Here is an 18695-nt window from a genome sequence, read left to right as displayed (position 1 = left end):
GGTGGGATCTTGGTCTTCGGGCCAGCTGTCGAACAGTGCCGGAGTGAGCCAAGTGACCGAGAAAACGCAGTCACCGTCCGTCTTCCGGAACGTGCCGTTCGTGCGACTGTGGACGGGTACGACGGCGTCGGGCCTCGCGATGTGGGCTCTGCCGTTCGTGCTGGGCCTGGCCGTGCTCGAACGCTCGATCACCGCCGTAGAACTGGGCGTGGTGCTCGCCACCAGAACAGCGGGGTTCCTCGCCGCGGTTCCGGTCGCGGGCGTGCTCGCCGACCGGTATCCCCGCCGTCGGGTGGTCTTCTGGTCCTGTGTCACGGCAGCGGTCGCGACGCCGGTCATCGCCGTCGGCATGGGGAAGTCCCTGCTGCTGATGGCCGTCGCGGCGACGGTCGTCGGAGCGGGCCAGGGCGCGTGCCGGCCCGCGTTCCAGGCGCTCGTGGCCGAGGTGGTGCCGGAGTCGCAACGGCAGCAGGCGAACGCGGCGACCACGCTGGCCATCCGGGTGACGACGCTGGTCGGGCCGAGCCTCACCGCGCTCGCGGCGGTGCTGGTGGACGCCAGAGCGCTGCTGGCGGTGACCGCGGTGGTGTGGCTGTGCGCCGCGCTCGTACCGCCCGCGGGGACGGGCAGGCCGCAGACCGGCTCCACCCGCGCGGGATTCGTGGCCGACTTCGTCGACGGCATCAAGGAGGCCCGCCGCCACCCGTGGTTCCTCGCCGGGCTCGCCGCGCTGAGCGTGGTGATCGCCACCGGCTACTCGGCGTCGGCCGTCCTGCTGCCCGTGGTGAGCAGGGATCGCTACCACACGGAGGCGGTGCTGGCGGCCGCCACGACCGCGCACACCCTCGGCGCTCTCGCGGGCGCGGTGCTGATCGCCCGCTGGCGGCCGGGAGCGGCGGGGTGGGCGGCACTGGCCGGGCTCGGCTGCTACGCCCTCATCCCGCTGAGCCTGCTGCTGCCGGTGCACCTGGTCGTCCTGATCGCCGCGTACGCCGTCGCGGGCATCGGCATCGAGCTGTTCAACGTGCCGTGGTTCACCGCGACCCAGCGCGAGGTCGAACCCGGCAAGCTCGCCCGGGTGTCCTCTTTGGACTTCCTGCTGTCGTACGGGCTGGCGCCGGTCGGCCTGGCCGTCGTCGCGCCGGCGGTCGAGGAGTTCGGCCTGAGCGTCGTGCTCGGCGGCTGCGCGCTGATCTGCCTCGCCGCTCCCGCCGCTGCCGCGCTGGTCCCGTCATCGCGCGGGTTCCGCGCCAGGACGTGACCTCACCAGTCCCAGCGGAACCCGCGAATCCCCGGCCGCACGTCCAGTGCGACGTCCAGCAGCGTCCTGCTCGGCTCCACGGACGAGTTGTCGGCGAGCTGGACGACCGAAGCGGGTGGCGCGCCCTCGAAGGTCACCTCCAGCACGTACTCCCGCGTCGGCAGCCGGAACCTGCGCTCGTAACCGAACGCGAGCGGGCTCAGCTCGGAGTTGACGAGCTCGTGCTCGATCACGATGCTCTCACCCTTGCGCAGCACGCGGTCGAACAGCAGTTCGGTGATCAGGAAGCCCTGTGCCTCGTCGCGCACCAACCGCCCGATCTTGCAGTTCTTCAGCGTGCGCACCTCGGGCAGCGGCCGGTCGAACTCGTCGCTGTGCATGATCGCGACCCACCGGTCGGGCCCGTTCATCGCCGCCGACAGCACCTGACGTGACCGGAACGAGCGTTCGCTGCGATCTGCCCCGACGGTCACGAAGTCCTGCTGGCTCACCCGGATCAGCTGGTCGTCCCACCGCGTCTCCATGTCGAGCAGCGCGTGCTCCACGTGCGACGGCTCCGGCCAGAACTCCGGAGCCCTGCGCAGCCACCGGCCGCGTGGCCGAGACGACGGCCCCAGGAGCTCCGAGAGGTGGCCGGGCGGCACCTGCAGGATGTGTTCCAAGTGGACGACGGCCTGCAGCGACTTCTTGCGCTCCGGCCGCGTGCGGCCCGTCTGCCAGTAGCTCAGCGTGGTGAGCGAGACCGACACGCCGTGCTGGGAGAGGTGTTCGCGGATGCGCTCCAGCCCGAGACCCCGATTCGTGATCGCCGTCCTGAGCGCCTCCGCGAACTCCTCCACGCGGGCCACGCTAAAGCATCGGTTCGTCCTGGTGTAGCCCCTGAGGTCCACGATAGGGCCGGTAGGTGACCTGACGGCCGTTCATCACCATCTCGATCTCGACGGTCTCCTCGGTCGTCAGACCCATCGGCCGCAGCACGACGGGGTTGCCGCCCGGCTGGTGGATCCGCACGTTCACTCCCTGCTGCGTGGCGATGAGGTGTCCGACCAGGTCACGGGCGTTGCCGGCGCCGTTGTTCTCGTTCGGGTCCGGCTGCATGTTCCAGTTGATGTTCTCGACCAGAGCGCCGTACAGGTGGCCGGTGTGCATCGGCCTGCTGACGGTGGAGTCGGCCACGGCCCTGGCCACCGCGGGGTTGGTCGCGGCCAGCTCCGTCACCTGCAGGCGCAGCGCCGCCGGGTGGACCTGCTTCACCGCGGCGACAGCGGCGTAGAGGCCGTTGTCGGTCGTCGGCGGCGGGGTCTGCCGGCGCAGGACGTCCTCGTTGAGGTGCCGCAGCTGCCGCAGCGTGTGGTTGACGTGGTCGGACGCCACCAGCCCGTGCGCAGCGACGACCTTCTGGTCCTTCTGGATACCGGCCTGCTGCTGAGCGAACGGTGCGGGCATCGGCGCGGACACCGCCGCGTTCATCCGGTTCTTCGCCGGCGCGCCGAGCTGCGTCTCCATCTTCCTGGGCGGGTTCCACGTGCTCGTGGTCTGCCCGTCGGCGGGCGGGCGGAACGGCTCGGTGATCCGGTGCTCGCCGGTCGAGAGCCGCTCGCGTTCGTCGGCGAACTTGGTGCCCTGCTTGGCGGACTTGCCGTCGAAGAACCGCTCGCTCACGTTCGGCAGCGCGGTGTGCGACTGCGGCAGCTTGCCGTCCTTGATCAGGCCGTACGCGATCCTGGACAGGTCGGTGCCGGTGTCGCCCGCCACGAAGTCGGTCGTGAACGCCTGCCCGCGCACCGGGTGCCGGTTGTTCTGCGCGTCCACCGCGACCTGCTCGGTGGCGTCCTCCAGCAGCTCAGGGTCGGCCGGGGTGTGCAGCGCCGCCAGTTCCTTCGCGTAGACCTTGTTGAGCGACTGGCCGAGCTGCCCGAACTCCGCCGCGCCCTCGCCGAACTTCACCGACGGGTCCGCGAGCGGCACCAGTGCGTCGAAGAACAGGTTGGGTTCCGGCGTGTACGGCAGCAGCGGGTGGATGCCCTGCTGGTTGCGGCGGGCGTGCATGTCCGCGTCGATCAGGTGCACGAACCGGTCGACGAAGTCCGCCTCGTTCAGCTTCGCCCGGTAGACCTGCTTCTGCTCCTCCGTCGTCTTCGCGTCACCGTCGATGCGCGCCAGGACGTCGGTCCGCAGCTGCTGCGGCGGGACGGCGACGCGGTAACCGCCACCGATCATCAACGGCCGCAACGGCGCCGGGATGTCGGGCCCGTCGGCGGGACCGACATCCTCGGCGGTCATGAGCTGCGTGACGTGGTCGAAGACGTGCCGGCCCTCGCGCGTGCGGCGATCACCCGCGTCGAAGTCCATGATGGACACGTACGGGTGCTTGCCGTTGGCGGCCAGCGCGGTCACCGCGAACTCGTGCGCGTTGCTGTGCAACGTGCTGTTGCGGGTCTCGCCGAACTTGAAGCCCTTCGGCCCGTGCGGCACGCCCACCAGAGCGATCGGCTCCGTGCGAGCGTTGACCACCGGTGCCGCGGCCGCCAGCGCGTTGTCGATCTCCTGCTGCGACGACGCGTTCACGCCGAGCACGAACGCCACGCGGCCGTTCATGTCGCCGGCGTTGGCCATGACACCGTTGATGACGTCGTCGAGCTGGTTCAGCTCACTCGCCCGGACGATCATGCTCACGACGAACGCGGGCGGCTCGTTGTTCGCGATGCCGTCCTTGGTGCGCTGCAGGTAGTTCTCCGCCGTGATCGGCGTGAGCTGCTGCCCGTTGGCGAGGTTCGCGAACGCCGTGTTGTGCACGCCGTGGTCGTCCTCGCGGCGGCGCTTGACCGGGTCACCCACGTCATCGACGTCCACTGTGTCCGGACGATCGCGCTTGGGCATGTTCGGTGCCGGGAGATCCGTGCTCGCCGTGCTCGGCTGCGGCTCGTTGTGCGACTGCAGCGCCTTCATCCGCTCCTCGACGAGCCGGAGGTGACGCGGCTTGAGCATCGCGTCCGCCTTGTCGATGCCGGCGGTCATGGGGGAGTTGTCGTTGACGATGTGCCCCTTGCCGTCCTGGTGCTGGAAGATCGGCTTCACGGCGCCGGTCTCGAGGTACTCGTCGCGCAGACCGAGGAAGTGCCCGACCTCGTGCGCGAGCCTCCGCTGATCCGTGGAGGCGGGCCAGGTGAGCTGGTTGGCCCTGCCGCCGGGATCGTTCGTGACCTTGATCGTCGCGTGCGCGTCGTCCGGGTTGTCGGTGAACTCGACGGTGACGTGGAACTGCTCACCGCTGGGCAGCCGGTACCCCTGGTTGAACATCTCCTCGACGCCCGCGAGGGTGCGTTCCCGCACACCGGGGTCCGGGTTGTCCAGGTGCAGCCGGACCGTGAAGTCCCGCACCGGCACACCGTCGACGTCCAGCACGCGGGTGTCGTAAGCGATCGGCCCGCGCCACGCCTGCATGGTGATGCCATGCGGCCCGACCGTCGTGGTGTTGAGGACACCGGCGTCCTCACCACGCACCCAGCTCGACGCCGGGGTGGTGGCGCGCGCGTCCGCGATGGCCTGCGACGACACCGGGTGCTGCGGGTCGAACCACGGCGCACTGGTCTCCGTGCTGTGCAACGGGCTCGTCCGCGCGTCCGCTGGAGGAGCCGACCGGGCGATGTCGTCGTCGAGCGTCACCACGGCATCGGCGTCGGGCGGAGCGGCTTCCGGGGCCGTCTCCTCGACCGTGGAGGTGGTCGTGGGTGGTGGCGGTCCCGGACGCGTCTGCACGTCTCGGGTGGAGGTCGTGTCCGGGGCCGTCTCGTGAACCCTGGAGCTGCTCGCGGGTGGCGGGGGTGCCGGACGCGTCTGCACGTCGCGGCTGGAGTTCGTCTCCGGAGCCGCGGAACTGCTCGCGGCACGCGTCTGCACGCCCCGGCCGGAACTCGTCTCCGGAGCCGCGGGAGGCGGCGATGCCGGCGTCCGCACACCCCGGCTCGACCCCGCCTCGAAGCTGTCCCGGTCGCCCGGCACCGGCGGCAGCAACTTGGACGTGTCAGGCCCGGGCTTGGGCGGCGGCGGAGGGGCCGGAAGGTCCTTGTTCAGGTCCGGCCCAGGCGAAGCGGCCTTGTTGAAGTCGGCGATCTTAGTGTCGACCACGGCCTTCGCGTCCCACCACGCCTGCTGCTTGGCATCCGCGGCCCGGCGGGCGTCGTTCAGCTCGGTCTCCGCCTGCCTGACGCGGTTCTCCTGCGCCGCGCGGTCCGCGGCCTGGTCGGCGACGGTCTGCTCGTACCTGGTCTCCGCCTCGGTGCGGACCGCGTCCGCCTGTGCGACGACCTGCTCCTGCGCGGTGAGTTCCGCACGGCGGGCGGCGGCTTCCCGGCGTTGGACGTCCAGCTCCGCGCGCGCCTCGTCGAGCTGCCGCTGGGCCTGGTCCAACGCCGTCTGCGCCGCGTCCGCCTCCTGCTGTGCGGTCTGCAGCGCGGTCTCGGCGTCGGCGTGCGCCTGGCGGGCGTCCTCGACCTGCTGCGCCAGACCCGGAGCGTCCGGCGTGCGGGTCAACTGGTTCTCCAGCGACCGCACGGTCTGCGCCTTGGCGTCGACGTCGGCCTGGGCGTCGTCCACTTGGGACTGCGCGCCCAGCACTTCGAGGCTGAGGGTGCTCACCCGCGGGGTCAGGTCCGCGATCGCGTCACGGGTGCGGGCGACCTCGCGGCGCGCGGTCTCGGCCCTGGCCTCCAGCGGTGGCACCTTGGCCTGCTCGTCGAGGTGCTTCTCGATGGCCGCGTTGTACTCGATCTGGACCTTGGTGAGGTCCGAGTCGTTCCTGGCGAGCTTCGCGGCGACCTCGTTGATCACCTGCTGCGCCTCGTGCCGCTTGGCGTCGACCTCGACCTCGGCCTTGCGCCAGTCGTCGGCGGCCTTCTTCACCTCGGTCTGCGCGTCCGTCAGCTCCTGGTCGAAGCCGTGGCCCAGCACGGTTTCCGCGTCCGCCGCCTGCATGCGGACCGAGGCCGAGTTGGGCACGGACAGGTCCACGACGGCCGTCTTGCCGCCGATCGTGGCGACCACGCGGTACTCGACGCCGAACTGGACGAGACCGGTCCTGTCCTTCGGTTTGAGGTTGCTGGTCTTGTTGTCGGCCGGGCCGCCGGAGAGCGCGGAGGAGTCCTCGCCCGCGTGGCGCAGCTCGACGCCGCTCACGCCGACGCTGACGTTGTCCTTCGGGTCCGTGTTCTGCTTGATCGCCGCGCCACCGGTCGCGAGACCGACCGAGACGTCACCGGTCTCGGAGATCTTCGCCTCGCCGCTGGTCGAGCTGACCTGCGACTTCGGGTTCTCCAGCGCCACGCCGTCGCTCAGCGAGCCGAGCTTCGGGTCGACGAGCTTCGCGTACACCTTGACGTCCGCGTCCTTGCCGAACGTCAGCGCCGCCTCGTGCAGGCCCGGCACGTCCAGCGGGCCGGACAGCATGCCAGGCAGGTGCGGCTGCAGGTTCTCCGAGCTCAACGTCGCCAGCAGCGCGTTCAACGAGCCGGTGCCCTTGCCGGTGAGGCCCTTGCCCGCGCCCGCGTCGGTGAGTGCCTGGACGGCCGCGTTGCGCAGGTCCTGGGCGCCGCGCAGGGTCTCCACCGACGCGCTCGGCGGCAGCGTGCCCGGGCTTCCGTCCTTCTGCCACTCGGAAGCGACCTGCGGTGCGCCCTGGTCCGCGGTGCGGGTGTGGACCTCGCTCCAGTACGGCTGCGGCTGGGCGTGGGCCGCGACCTTCTGGTTGTCCGCGTGCAGCCGGACGACCATCTCCTGCACGCCGCTGCCGGCCTTCGCGACGACCTTGTTGCCCTTTTCCACGACGAGCTCGAACTCGACGGGCACGGTGTAGCGCGCCGCCGGTCCGCTGGCGCCGCGGTAGTTGCTGAACTGGTCGGTCGTCGAGGTGGTGACCGAGCTGCTCTTCGACTGCCCGATGTTCGCCGCCGCGACCGCGCCCGCGGTGCCGGAGACGTTCGGGTTCGCGCTGCCCGGAGCCGCGAGGCCAGGTGCCTTCACGCCGAGGCCCCAGCCGGTGCCGCGGCCCTGGCTGTCGCTGACCTTCTGCGATCCCGCCAGCGTCGACTCCATCTCGACGCCGTCGTTGACGACCTCCTGGAACTGCGGCGTCTCCGCCTTGGCCCGCAACGTGACCTGGAACGAGTCCTTGCCGAACGTGCCGGGCTGGTGCACCAACAGCGGCACACCGCCGTCCATCGCGCTGTCGATCATCGCCTTGACGCTGGCCGGTGAGCTGAAGTCGACCAGGCGCTGCAGGGTGCTCATCGAGTCCCTGAGCACCGAGTCCGGCACCAGCGGGTCGCCGAACCGCTTGGCGGTCTTGGCGTTGACGTCCGCGGTCAGCTTGGTGACCACGTCCGACAGGTCCGGCACGCTCTCCACAGTGGACAGACCGAGCGAGCCGGGCTCGCCCTTGTTCACCGTCGCCGGCGGTGCCATCTTCGGGAACTCGGGCTTGGGCACGTTCGGCTGCACGTCGGGCAGCAGACCCATGTCCCGCGCCACGTCCTCGGTCACCCGCACGAACACCGAGTTGGGCAGCGTGACCGTCGCGCCCTCGGCCCGCGGCGTGCTGCCGGCCAGGAAGTTCGCCGCGCGGCTCTCGCCGACGACGGTGACGTCCGCGTCGAGCTGCACCAGCACGGTGCGGCCGCCCGACGGCGTCACGAAGTTGCGGTCGACGCTGCCGCCGATCTCGTTGGACGACGACTTGGAGTCCGACCACGGCGTGACCTTGCCGGCCACCGCGACGCCACCGGAACCGCTGGTCTGCGTGGCCGGCGCGGCCGGGTTCGGCTTGATCGGCACGTTGATGCCGCCGGTGAGGTCGACCGACCTGCTCGTCGACGACGACTCACCGGCCTTGTAGCCACCGGTGTGCGCGTTCTCGGTGCCGGTGTTGTCCGAAATGGACACGATCTTGGGGTTGTTCAGCTGGAACGACACGCCGATCGCGCCGGTGCGGTCGGTGACCCGCCGGTCGTACTTGAGGCCCTGCTCCTGCATGCCGGTCTCGGTCAGCTTGCGCAGGTTCGCCTTGATGTTCTCCGGGGAGAACATCTTGTCGATCTGCGCCCGCGACGCGGTGCCCGGCACGGTCAGCGCCGAGTCGCCGCCCGCCGCGCGGTTGAGCGCGTCGATGGCCTGGTCGCGCAGCGCCGTCGTGTTCGCGACGGCTTCCACGTGCAGGAAGTCCGGCGACTTCTCCTTGGGCTTCGAGCTCAGGAGCTCCTTGACCGTCGGCGCGTCCTTGAGCTTGCGCGTCTCCGGGTCGCCGGGCTTGAACCCGTCACCGGGGTCGTTGTCGAGCGTGGAGCTGTCCGACACCCACAGGTTGACCTTGCCGTCGATCTTGTCGAGCCCGTTGCCGGTGCTCGCCACGACGTTCTGCTCCGGCGAGTGGAAACCCGGCGCGCCCGGCACGATCCGCCGCACCCACGCGCGGGGCCGGGTGAACGTGGTGATCTCGACCTCGAACTCGACGTCGTGCTGGAACACCTGGGCGTTCGGGCTGCCCACGTTGAGCGAGGTGCTGTTGACGGTCGGACCGGCCGCGGTCTTGTCCGACCACGCGTGGTTGTACTTCACGCCGAACTGCGGCGTCGGCGTCAGCGAGGCGACGTCCGTCTTGGCCGGGATCGTCACCTTGCCCTCGACCCCACCGCTCCAGCCCTTGGTGGTCGTCGTGGAGGCGTCGAGCTTCGGGCCGGTCGACGACGCGTCACGGACGTTGCGCGCGTCGGCCTGGCCGAGGTGCCGCGGGTTGGTCAGCTTCGCCTTGACCGTGACGTTGACGTAGGTGTTGGTGGTCTTGCCGCTGTTCTTGAGCTGCACCTGGACGCCGGGGCCCATCAGGCTGTCCATGTTGGTCTTCAGCGCGGCGGGCGAGAGCTGCGAGGTCAGCTTGCGCTGGTTCTCGATCTGCTCGGCCACGTCGGCGAAGCTCTTGCCCTTGCTGCTGCGCGGGTTCGCGTTCGGGTCGTTCCAGTTCGGCAGGAACTTCTCGAAGCCGGGCAGGCCGTGCAGCGCGGACTCGACCTGGTTCTGCACCTGCGCGGCCGGGGTGAACTCGCCGACCTTCGCGTTGCCAGCGGCGATCGCGTCCGCCAGGTACGGCGGAGCGAACTTGGTGCCCGCGGTGTTCGGGTCCACAGTGGAGTTGCGCGTGCCGTCCGGCGTCGGCAGGCCGAGCGCGCCCGCCTCCGGCAGGCCGACCCTCAGGTACGTGGTGACGGGGACCTTGACGTTCTCGCCGCTCGGCGTGCGGACCTCGACCTCGGCCGTCACCTTGTACAGACCGGTGTCGCCCTTGATCTGGATACCGCTCTTGTGGCTGACGTTCGTGCCCGCGTTCACGTTCTCCGCGACGCGTGCCGAGTAGCCGAGCGTGGCGCCGACCTGGCCGCCGACCGCGTTGGGAATGCCGATGTTGCCGCCGAACCCGGCGGTGACGTCACCGCCGGACTTCGTCGTCGAGGACACCCCACTGCTGTGGGAGGCGGTGTCGTGCAGGCGCAGCACCGAGCTGCCGTGCGTGCCGACGAGCTCCGCGGTCTTCAGCGTGGCCGTCATCTGCACCGCCGCGCCCTTACTGGCGTGCGGGCTGATCAGGTTCGGCGACGTGACGTAGGCGCCGCCGAGCATCGAGCCGAGGTTGTTGCGGATCGTGGTGGGGCTCAGGAAGTTCTGCAGCGCCTCACGTCCGGGAGCGCCGACCTTCGTGATCGACGGGTGCAGCTTCGCCGCGACGTCGGAGAACGCCTTCTGCTGGTTGTCGACCGACACCGCCTCGGGAGCGGGGTGCTCGATCTTCGCGCCCCACTGCGCGTCTGGCGGCGTGACCGCGGCGGACGTGTTGCCGGAGCTGGTGATCGTCGCGAGGTCGTTGGGGATCTGCAGCGTGACGTCCGTGCCCGTGGTCACCGGGTCGAGGTTCTGGACGTTGCCGCTGGCGTCGGTCAGCGTGATGTCGTACGACACCTGCACGGTGGCCTGCGTCGAGCCCTCGCCCGCCCGGATGGCGCGCTGGTCGGTGAGGGAGTTCGACGTGCTCTGCGACTGCGCGGGCGTGGCGAACTGCGCCTTGCCGCCCAGCGAGCCGTACGGGCCCATGGCGACACCGGCCGTCGCCGAGGCGCCGATGTCGTTGGCCGTCGCGACGGTGTGCGTGGTCGTGGAGGAGTTGCCCGACTGCGCGACCGCGTCGACCTTGACGTTCGGCGCGTCCACAGTGGACGGTGTTGGCGACGCCTGCATGGTGGCGCGGACGTTCGCCTCGTACCAGGTGTTGCCGATCTTGACCTGGAAGTTGCGACCGTTGTCGAGGAACGACTCGAAGTTGCCGGTCAGCGCCTGTTGGATGCGAGCGGCGTCGGCGGGCTTGAGGTTCGGGATCGCGCCGGTGACCTGGTCGGCCCCGCGCACGTCGGTCGCCGCGATCGTGCCGAGTGCCTTGTTGTCCTGGAAGAAGGCCGGCAGGTTCCGCGTTCCCGGCATGACCTGGCCGACCTCGGGCGGGGTCAGCGTGATCATCGGGATGACGGGGTTCGGCGTCGGCGCCGGTGGTGGCGGTGCCGGACGCGTCTGCACCTCGGGTTCGGGTGCGGGCGGGGCGCCCCTGGTCGACGGGCCCGGATCGTTCGCCGGGGTGTGCGGGGAGTAGGTCGACTTGCCGTTCGGGTTCGGGTTCCGGTCGATGTGCAGCTCAGGCCCGAACTTCGGCGCCTTCCACTTCGCGGCCTTCTTCTTGTCCGTCTCCGTGGAGTGGTCCTTGACCTCGGGCTGGAGCTCGTAGAACGGCTCGACCCGCGTGCTGGTGCCGTCCGGGCCGTGGACGACGATCGGCCGGTTGAGCTCGGTGGCGATCAGCTTGACCGCGAGCTCTTCCGCCTTGGCCGCCTTGGCGTTCTCGGCGGCCTTCTCGTCCGCGTCGGCCCTGTTCTGCGCGTCGCGCTGGTCCGGCGTCAGCTCGGTGCCCGGCGTGTTCGTGTTGTCGACCGGGTGGTTGTAGTTGCTGTCGCTCTTGAACTTCGGCGGGATCGGGGTCGGCTGCGTCGGGCGCGGCTCGATCAGCGCGTTGACCAGGTGGCCGTTCTGCAGGCCGTGCTCCTGGCGGAAGTTCGCGATCTGCGTGGTGATGCCGGACGACGCGATCGAGCCCTGCCGGATCGTGTTCGTGCGCAGGTCCTTGGGCGGCGGGACCGCCTTGCCCTTGCCCTTCGGCTTCTTGCCGCCCGACTCGGCCGCCAGCGCGTCGTGCACGGCGTTGAACACGCCGTCCGGGCGCGGGTCGCCGGCGAGCGGTGCGATGGCGTGCTCGAGCGTGCCGAACGTGCGGGTGACGTTGCTGTTGTTGTCCGACAGCGCCATGTTCAGCACTGTCGCCATCTTCTGCTGCTTGGCCGTCGGGTCGATGTGGCCGAGCTCGGCCTCGGTCCGCGGCGGCAGCTTGGGGGCCTTGCCGGTCTCCGGGTCCACGTCCGGCACTTCGCGCGGCGGCGGGTAGTTGGTGGTGGGGTCGATCTGCGGGTCGACACCCATGTGCCCGTGGCCCGGGACGGGTGCGGAGATCGCCTGGTTGAGGGTGTTCTTGTCCTCCCAGCCGAGCTTGAGCGAGTCGACCTTGGAGGGGTTCCAGCCACCCTTGGTCTCGGTGAGCGTGTGCTTGCCGGTGGTGGAATCGGGTTCGTACCTGTGCTCGATCAGCTGCTGGGCTTCGCGCTGGGTGTGCGGCTTGTTGCCGGGATTGGGCTTGCCGCCCTTGGGTTTCTTGTCCTGGAACTCGTTGCGGATGTCCGCGGCCGACGTCTCGGCCTTGGCCGCCTTCGCCGCCTTCGGGGTGTCGCCGCCGTAGGTCCGGTTCGGCACCGTGTTGAGCGCGACGTGCGACTGCGGCCACGACTTGCCGTCGGACTTCGCGAACCCGAGCGCGATGCGGGACAGGTCGGTGCCCACCGCGCCGTTGACGAAGTCGGTGGAGAAGTTCTCGCCGCGGTACGGGTTGCGGTTGGTCTGCAGGTCGACGTCGATGCCGGACTGGACGGCGACGTCGGTGACCGCGGCCGTGAACTCGGGGCTGTTCCGCGCGACGTTCTCGTTCGCCCTGATCTCGGCGTTGATCCCGGCGAGCGTCTTGGCCTGGCTGGGGCTCGCCTTGCCGCCCTGGGCCGCGATGTCGGCCTCCAGCTGGGCCTTGGTCGCCTTCAGGTCCGCGTTGAGCTCCGGCTTCGGCAGCTGGTTCGTGTGGATCTCGACCAGTTCCTTGCCCGCGAAGGAGTTCATGGACTTGCCGAGGCCGTTGAACTCGGCCTCGCCGTCGCTGAACTTCACCGAGGGGTCGACCAGCGGGACGTTCGCGTCGATGAACAGGTTGGGCTCGGGGGAGTACGGCAACAGCGGCGCCGAGTCCGCCTGCCGGACCCGCGCGTCCATGTCGTCGTTCATCGCCTGCTGGAACTTCTGGACGAAGCCCTCTTTGTCCCTGATGTGGTCGCGCGCCAGGTCCAGCTGACGCTGCTGCTCGTCCCGCTTCTTCTGGTCGAGCGAGGTGTCCTCGTCGAGAGCCTGCTGCTCCTTGTCGATCCGCTTCTGGATGTCGTTGATCAGCGCGTCGGGGTCGCCGACGCGGTAACCACCCGCGTGCATGAGCGGCCGGATCGGGCCTGCGTCCGGCGAGTTCAGCGTCTCGGTGAAGTGGTTGAAGACGTCCTTGCCCGACGGGACCTGGCGCGAACCCGAGTCGAAGTCCTGAATGGACAGATACGGGTGGGTGCCCTTGCCGTTCAGCGCGCCGACCGCGAACTTCGTGGCGGAGCTGTTCATCGTCTCGTTGCGCATCCGGCCGAACGGGAAGTCCTCGTTGGCCTTCACCGTCGACAACGGCACGATCGCGATCGGCTCTCTGCGGTTCGCGACGTTCTCGTTGGCTTGCGCGATGTTGGCGGGCATGTCGGCGTTCGAGCCCTCGCGGCCGTTCACGCCGACGACGAACACCATGTTCTCCTTGATGTCACCGGCGTCCTTGGTGATGGCGTCGATGACGGAGTTGATGTCGCCCAGCTGGTTGTGGCCGACGATCATGTTGATCACGAACGACGGCTGCTTGTTCTCCTCGACGCTCTCCTTGAGCTTGGCGAGGTAGTTGTCCTTGGTCGGCAGGTCGATCTCGCCGTTCGCCAGGTTCGCGAACGCCTGGTTGTACTGGAAGTTCACGTCGCCCAGCGACAGCGTCTCGAAGTGGGCCGTGAGGTCCTCGACCTGGCTGTCGTTCTGCGGTTCCATGTCGACGTCGCCGTCTGGCTGTGTGTCGACATCCATCGAGGAACCGGGGTCGTTCCACGTGCCGGGACCGGGCTGCCGCTTGGCAGGCGGTTCGGAGCTCGGCTCGGCGTCGCTGTCGTTGTCGCTGTCCCAGTCGCGCTGGTGCTTCGGCGGCATGGGCCGCGAGTCGGCGTCCGGCGTGGTGCCGGGTGGCGTGCTCGGGGCAGGCGGTGGCACGGTTGCCGGGCCGGGCGCATCGATCCTGGTGTCCGGCACCATCACCTGGCTGTTGGCGGTGCGCTCGATCAGCCACAGGTGCCGCGGCCGCAGACCCGGGTCGGGGCCGTGGACGTCCGTGCCCATCAGGCCGCCGTCGTTCTGGTGGACGCCGGAGTTCGTGTCGTGCTGCTGGAAGACGCGGCTCGAGTCCTTGTACTCGTCCGGGATGCCGAGGTAGTGCAGCGTCTCGTGCGCCAGCACCTCGGGGCTGGTGTTCGGGTTCCAGTGCGTCTGGTCGACGTTGGGGTTGTCCGGGTCGACCTTGATGGTGGTGTGGGCGTCCGCCGCGTTCTCGGTGAACTCGAGGTTGAGGTGGAACTGGTCACCGCTGGGCAGCCGGAAACCCTGGTTCAGCAAGGTGTTGACGCCGTTGGTGGCGTTGGCCTTGACCTGCTCGACGACCTTCGGGTCGACGTTCGCGGCAGGGTCGACGTGCACCTTGACGGTGTACTCCTGCACGAAGTTGCCGGGGGTCGTCTCGATGCGGCGCAGGTCGTAGTTGATGAGGCCCTGGTAGGACTTGATGTTCGACGGCGTGCTGTCGGTGCGCACGTCGTGCACGACGACGTCGACGGTGCGGACGTTCGTGTCGTTGCGGCGGTCGGCCCAGGTGCTGCGGTCGGCGGGGTCCTTGGGGGCGAACCAGTCCGCGGTCTTCGCGGGGTCGTGCCGCCACGACTCGTCGGTGATGACGTCCTTGCCCTGGTGGGATTCCGGGGTCGGCGGGGTCATCGGCGGCGGGGCGCCACCGCTGCGGACGGTGGTCGGCGTGTCCTTGCTCGGCGCGGGACGGCTGTCGGCCTCCCTGTCGAGCTGGCTCTCGCTCTCCGGCGTGACCCACTCGAGCCCGGACCACTTGTTCTTGAGGTCGGGGTCGAACATCGACGCGAAGTCGGTCTTCCGGATCGCCGGCACGTCGCTCGGCATGTACCCGGGGTTGAAACCGAGGTTCAGCCCGCCGGGGTCCATCGCGACCTGGCCGATCAGCCCGATCTGCGGCGCAAGTCCGTTGTCGGCGAGCGCGTTGGGCCCGGACACGTCCGGAGCCTGCTCCTTGAGCTTGCCGAGGAGCTCGGGTGCGTTCTTCCGGTCCGGAACGTCCTTCGGCACCACGCGGTCGACGAGCGTGTCGAACTTCTGCGGGATGATCTCGGCGAACTTGGTGATCAGCGCCCCGTCCGGCGGTGTCACGATGAACGCGTTGCCGAGCTCGCCTTCCCGGTACCTCTCGTCAGCGGCCCTCTGGACGTTCTCCGGGGTGAGCTGCGCGTTCTGGTCACCGAGGGCGTTGCGCATGCTCTGCGCGTCCCGCAGCCGCGGCCCGATCACCGGCACGTCGGTCGGGTGCATCTTCATGTCGCCGATGTCGTTCAGCGACACCGACCCCGGCTTGATGTCGACGTCGACGTACACGCCACCGTTCTTGGCCAGCACCGCGTACCGCGCGATGTCCGACGCGAGGTTGTACGCCTCGGCGCGCGGATCCTGTGCGGCGCTGTAGACGTCCTTGAGCGTCGTGTTGCTGTCGGTCGGCGGGACCTTGTTCGACAGCTCGTCGACCAGCGAGTCCACATCGGACCTGATCTCGACGCCGGCGTCTGCCAGCCTCTGCTTGACCTCGGGATCCCAGTTCGCACTCGACCCGTCAGTCCACAGCGTGGCCTTCCAGCCGTTGTTCTCGTTGGTCTGCGCGGCCCACTCGACCATGCTGTTGACCGAGTCCGGCGACGGCGTCTTGCCGAACCAGGCGAAGTGCAGCTCCTTGGGAACCTCGACCTTGCCCTCGTCGCCCTTGGCCTTGACGGCGTCGTCGTACTGCTTCTGGAGGGCCGCGCCCGCCTCGGTCCCTTGCAGCCGGTTGATGAGGATGCGCGCGTTGGCGGGCTTGCCGTTGGCGACCGCGGCGTCGATCTCGGCCTTGACGGCTTCGACGTCGATGTTGCCGGCCTTGGTCTCGCCCTTGAACAGGTTGACCCAGGGGCTGGGTGGGGCGGCGTTCGGTGCCGGTGCTGGTGTCGGTGCCGGCGGTGGGGTGCTCTTGGCGAACAGGCCCTTGATGAAGTTGATGCCCAGGTACTTCTTGATCGCGGCCCGCTTCTTGCCCTTGCCGCCGTCGGGACGTGGCTGCGCCTGGTAGTTGGCGGCAGCCGGGTGCTGCCTGGGGACCACGTTCGGGGTGGTGTTCTGGCCGGGGTTCGGGGCCGGGGTGACGAGGGGTGGGGCGACGACGAGGTCGGGTGCCGCGGTGGGGGTGGTGTTGGTGGCCGCCGGGGGGACGTTCGTCTGCGCGCCGGGGGCGGGCCGGGACTGCACGGACGGGTCGCCCGGTTTTGGCGTGCTGGGCGGGACGTCGGGGCCTGGCGCGGTGGTCGGCGTGTTGACCGGTGGCGTGTTGGCGCCCGGTGTGTTGACCGGCGGGGTGTTGGGGCCTGGGGTGTTGGGGTTCGGAGTGTTCGTGCCGGGCGTGTTCGGAGACGGGGTGTTGACCGGTGGGACGTTGGCGGCCGGAGCCGGACGCGTTTGTGCGGGCGGCGTGTTCGTGTCCGGGGTGGGCTTTGTCTGGACCGGCGGGGTGTTGGTGTCCGGTTTGGGGGTGTTGACCGGAGGAACGCTGGTGTCCGGCTTCGGCGTGTTGGCCGAGGGCGCGTTCGTGTCCGGCTTCGGCGACGGCACGCCGGCCGGAGGAACGTTGACGTCCGGCTTGGGGGATGGGGCGTTGACGTTCGGGTTCGGCGAGGGTGTGGCGGCCGGGGAAACGTTGGTCTCCGGCCTGGGTGCCGGGGCGGTGGTCTCGGGCCTCGGTGAAGGCGCGTTGGCCGGTGGAACGCCGGTGTTCGGGGCGGGTGTGTTGACCGAGGGCGTGCTCGGTGCGTTCACCGGCGGTGCGGGCCGCGACTGGACGGGCGGTGCCGTGTCGGTCTTCGGGGCCGGGGTGTTCACCGGCGGTGCGGGCCGGGACTGCACCGGTGGTGCGGTGTCGGCCTTGGGCGCCGGGATGTTCGCCGGGGGAACGTTGGCCGGCGGTGCGGCCGGAGCCGGGCGTGACTGTACGGGCGGGGCGGTGTTCGCGTTCGAGCTCGGCGGGGTCAGCGGGGTTGGCTTCGGGGCCGGTGGCGGGGTGGACGGTGAGGTGCCAGGGGCCCTGGTGATGGTGTTGTCCGGGGTGGAGGGCTTGGGGGCGTCGAACACGCCCTTGCCCGCGCTCGGGCCGCCGAACTTGCTGCCGCCGCGTTCGGTCGTCGCGGCTGCCGGGTTGGCGCCGCCCGGTGCCATCGGCGGGGCGGCTGGGGCGGCCGCTGCCGGAGGTGTCGTGCCAGGGGTGGTGCCCGCCTTGCCTGCGCTCTGCGGAGGCGTCGTCACGGCGCTCTGCGGACCTGGGGTCGACGGGGTCGGCGTGCCGGGGACGCCCGGCTTCGGCGAGCCCGCGTTCGGGGTGCCGGGTGAACCGGGCGACGCCGGGCTGCCCGGCTTCGGGGCGGGTGGGGGAGTGGACGCCGAGTTCGGCGGGGCTTTGGTGATGGTGCTGTCGGGCGTGGCCGGCTTGGGCGCGTCGAACAGGCCCTTGCCGCCACCCGTGCCGAGCTTGCTGCCGCCCCTGTCGCCGCCCTGAGGGCCGGTGCCGCCCATCGGTGGGGCCATGCCCGGAGCGCCGATGGGAGGTGGGGTCGTGCCGCGCGAGGTGCCGGTTGACGGTGAGGTCACGGCGCTTTGCGGGCCTGGAGGCGTCACGCCGGGCTTGGGGCCAGGGATCCCGGCGCCCTTGCCACCTGGTGCGCTGCCGGGCTTCGCGGAACCCGGACCACCGGGCGTGCCGCCGATCACCGGAGGCGTCACCACACCGGCGCCACCTGGACCCTTGGCACCGCCCACGCCGACCGGTCCCGCACCGCCCTTGATGTTCGGCGTGGTGCCGACGGGGGTGCCGCCGGGGCCTTTGGCGCCGCCGGTGGAAACCGGTCCGGCTCCGCCCTTGATGTTGGGAGCGAGGCCGACCGAAGGGCCGCCGCCGGGCGTGTTCACGCCACCGCCGACAGGTCCCATGCCGCCCTTGATGTTCGGCGCGGTGCCGACGGAGGGACCGCCGGGGCCTTTGGCACCGCCGGTGGTGACCGGCCCGGTGCCGCCCTTGATGGTCGGAGTGGTGCCGACGGCCGGACCACCAGGACCTTTGGCACCACCGGTGGAAACGGGACCGGTGCCGCCCTTGATGTTCGGGGTCGTGCTGACGGACGGGCCGCCGGGACCCTTGGCGCCGGCGGTGACCGGGCCGGTGCCGCCCTTGATGTTCGGGCCCTGGGAGACCTTGGGGCCGCCCTGGACGTTGTTGCCCGCGGTGTTGACGCCGCCGCCGGTGATGGTGCCGGGGCCGGACGCCTTGGGGCCCGCACCCGCGTTGTTGCCGGGGGTGGTGACGTTGTTGCCGGGTGGTGGCTTGGCCGTCGTGGAGGTGTCGAACGAGTTGAAGGACTTCTGCTGGCCCTGATCGGTCTGGATGGCCGTCTGGTGGGTGGCCTTGAGGTTGGCCTGGACGTCGGTGAACGCCTTGGCGCCCCTGTCGGCCTGGGAGACGGCGTGGTCGTTGGACGCGTTGAGCGCCGGCACGGCGAACAGGCCGATGGGGCCCAGGGCGTTGCCGCTGAAGTTCAGGCCGCGCAGGCCGCTGGAAATGCTCGCCAGCCGGGATCCCAGGTCCCCCGCCTTGCTCTGCAGGTTCTGCATCGAGGAATCGCTCATGGAGAAGCCGCTGTTGCCGGTGGGGACGTTGCCTCCGCCGGTACCCGTGGGTGAGGGGGACGGCGTCGGGTTCGGCGCCGGATTCGGGTTCGGCGACGGCGACGGTGTGGGATTGACGTTCCCCTTGGCCATGAGCGGCTTT

General features: G+C 70.1%; 3 protein-coding genes. 1 reads left to right on the top strand and 2 read right to left on the bottom strand.

What is annotated here, in order from left to right; all coding sequences use genetic code 11:
* Positions 1-43 precede the first annotated feature (43 nt).
* The gene (locus tag IEZ09_RS28505) at positions 44-1261 is read left to right on the top strand and encodes an MFS transporter (RefSeq protein WP_370467755.1); all 1218 of its coding nucleotides are present in this window, start codon (positions 44-46) and stop codon (positions 1259-1261) included.
* Between the two features lie 2 nt (positions 1262-1263).
* On the opposite strand, the gene IEZ09_RS28500 is transcribed toward IEZ09_RS28505, so the two are convergent.
* Together IEZ09_RS28500 and IEZ09_RS28495 are read right to left on the bottom strand one after the other, a co-directional pair.
* Complete coding sequence (locus IEZ09_RS28500) at positions 1264-2100, bottom strand: XRE family transcriptional regulator (protein ID WP_229813030.1); 837 nt, start codon at positions 2098-2100, stop codon at positions 1264-1266.
* 10 nt (positions 2101-2110) lie between these two features.
* Positions 2111-18685, bottom strand: a complete 16575-nt coding sequence (locus tag IEZ09_RS28495; protein WP_189256866.1) for a glycosyltransferase — start codon at positions 18683-18685, stop codon at positions 2111-2113.
* Between the last annotated feature and the right edge of the window lie 10 nt (positions 18686-18695).

The organism is Lentzea flava (genome assembly GCF_014648475.1).
Classification (GTDB): Bacteria; Actinomycetota; Actinomycetes; order Mycobacteriales; family Pseudonocardiaceae; genus Lentzea; species Lentzea flava.
The sequence above is the reverse complement of the archived record's forward strand: the minus strand, read 5'-3'. Positions and strand labels throughout refer to the sequence as shown.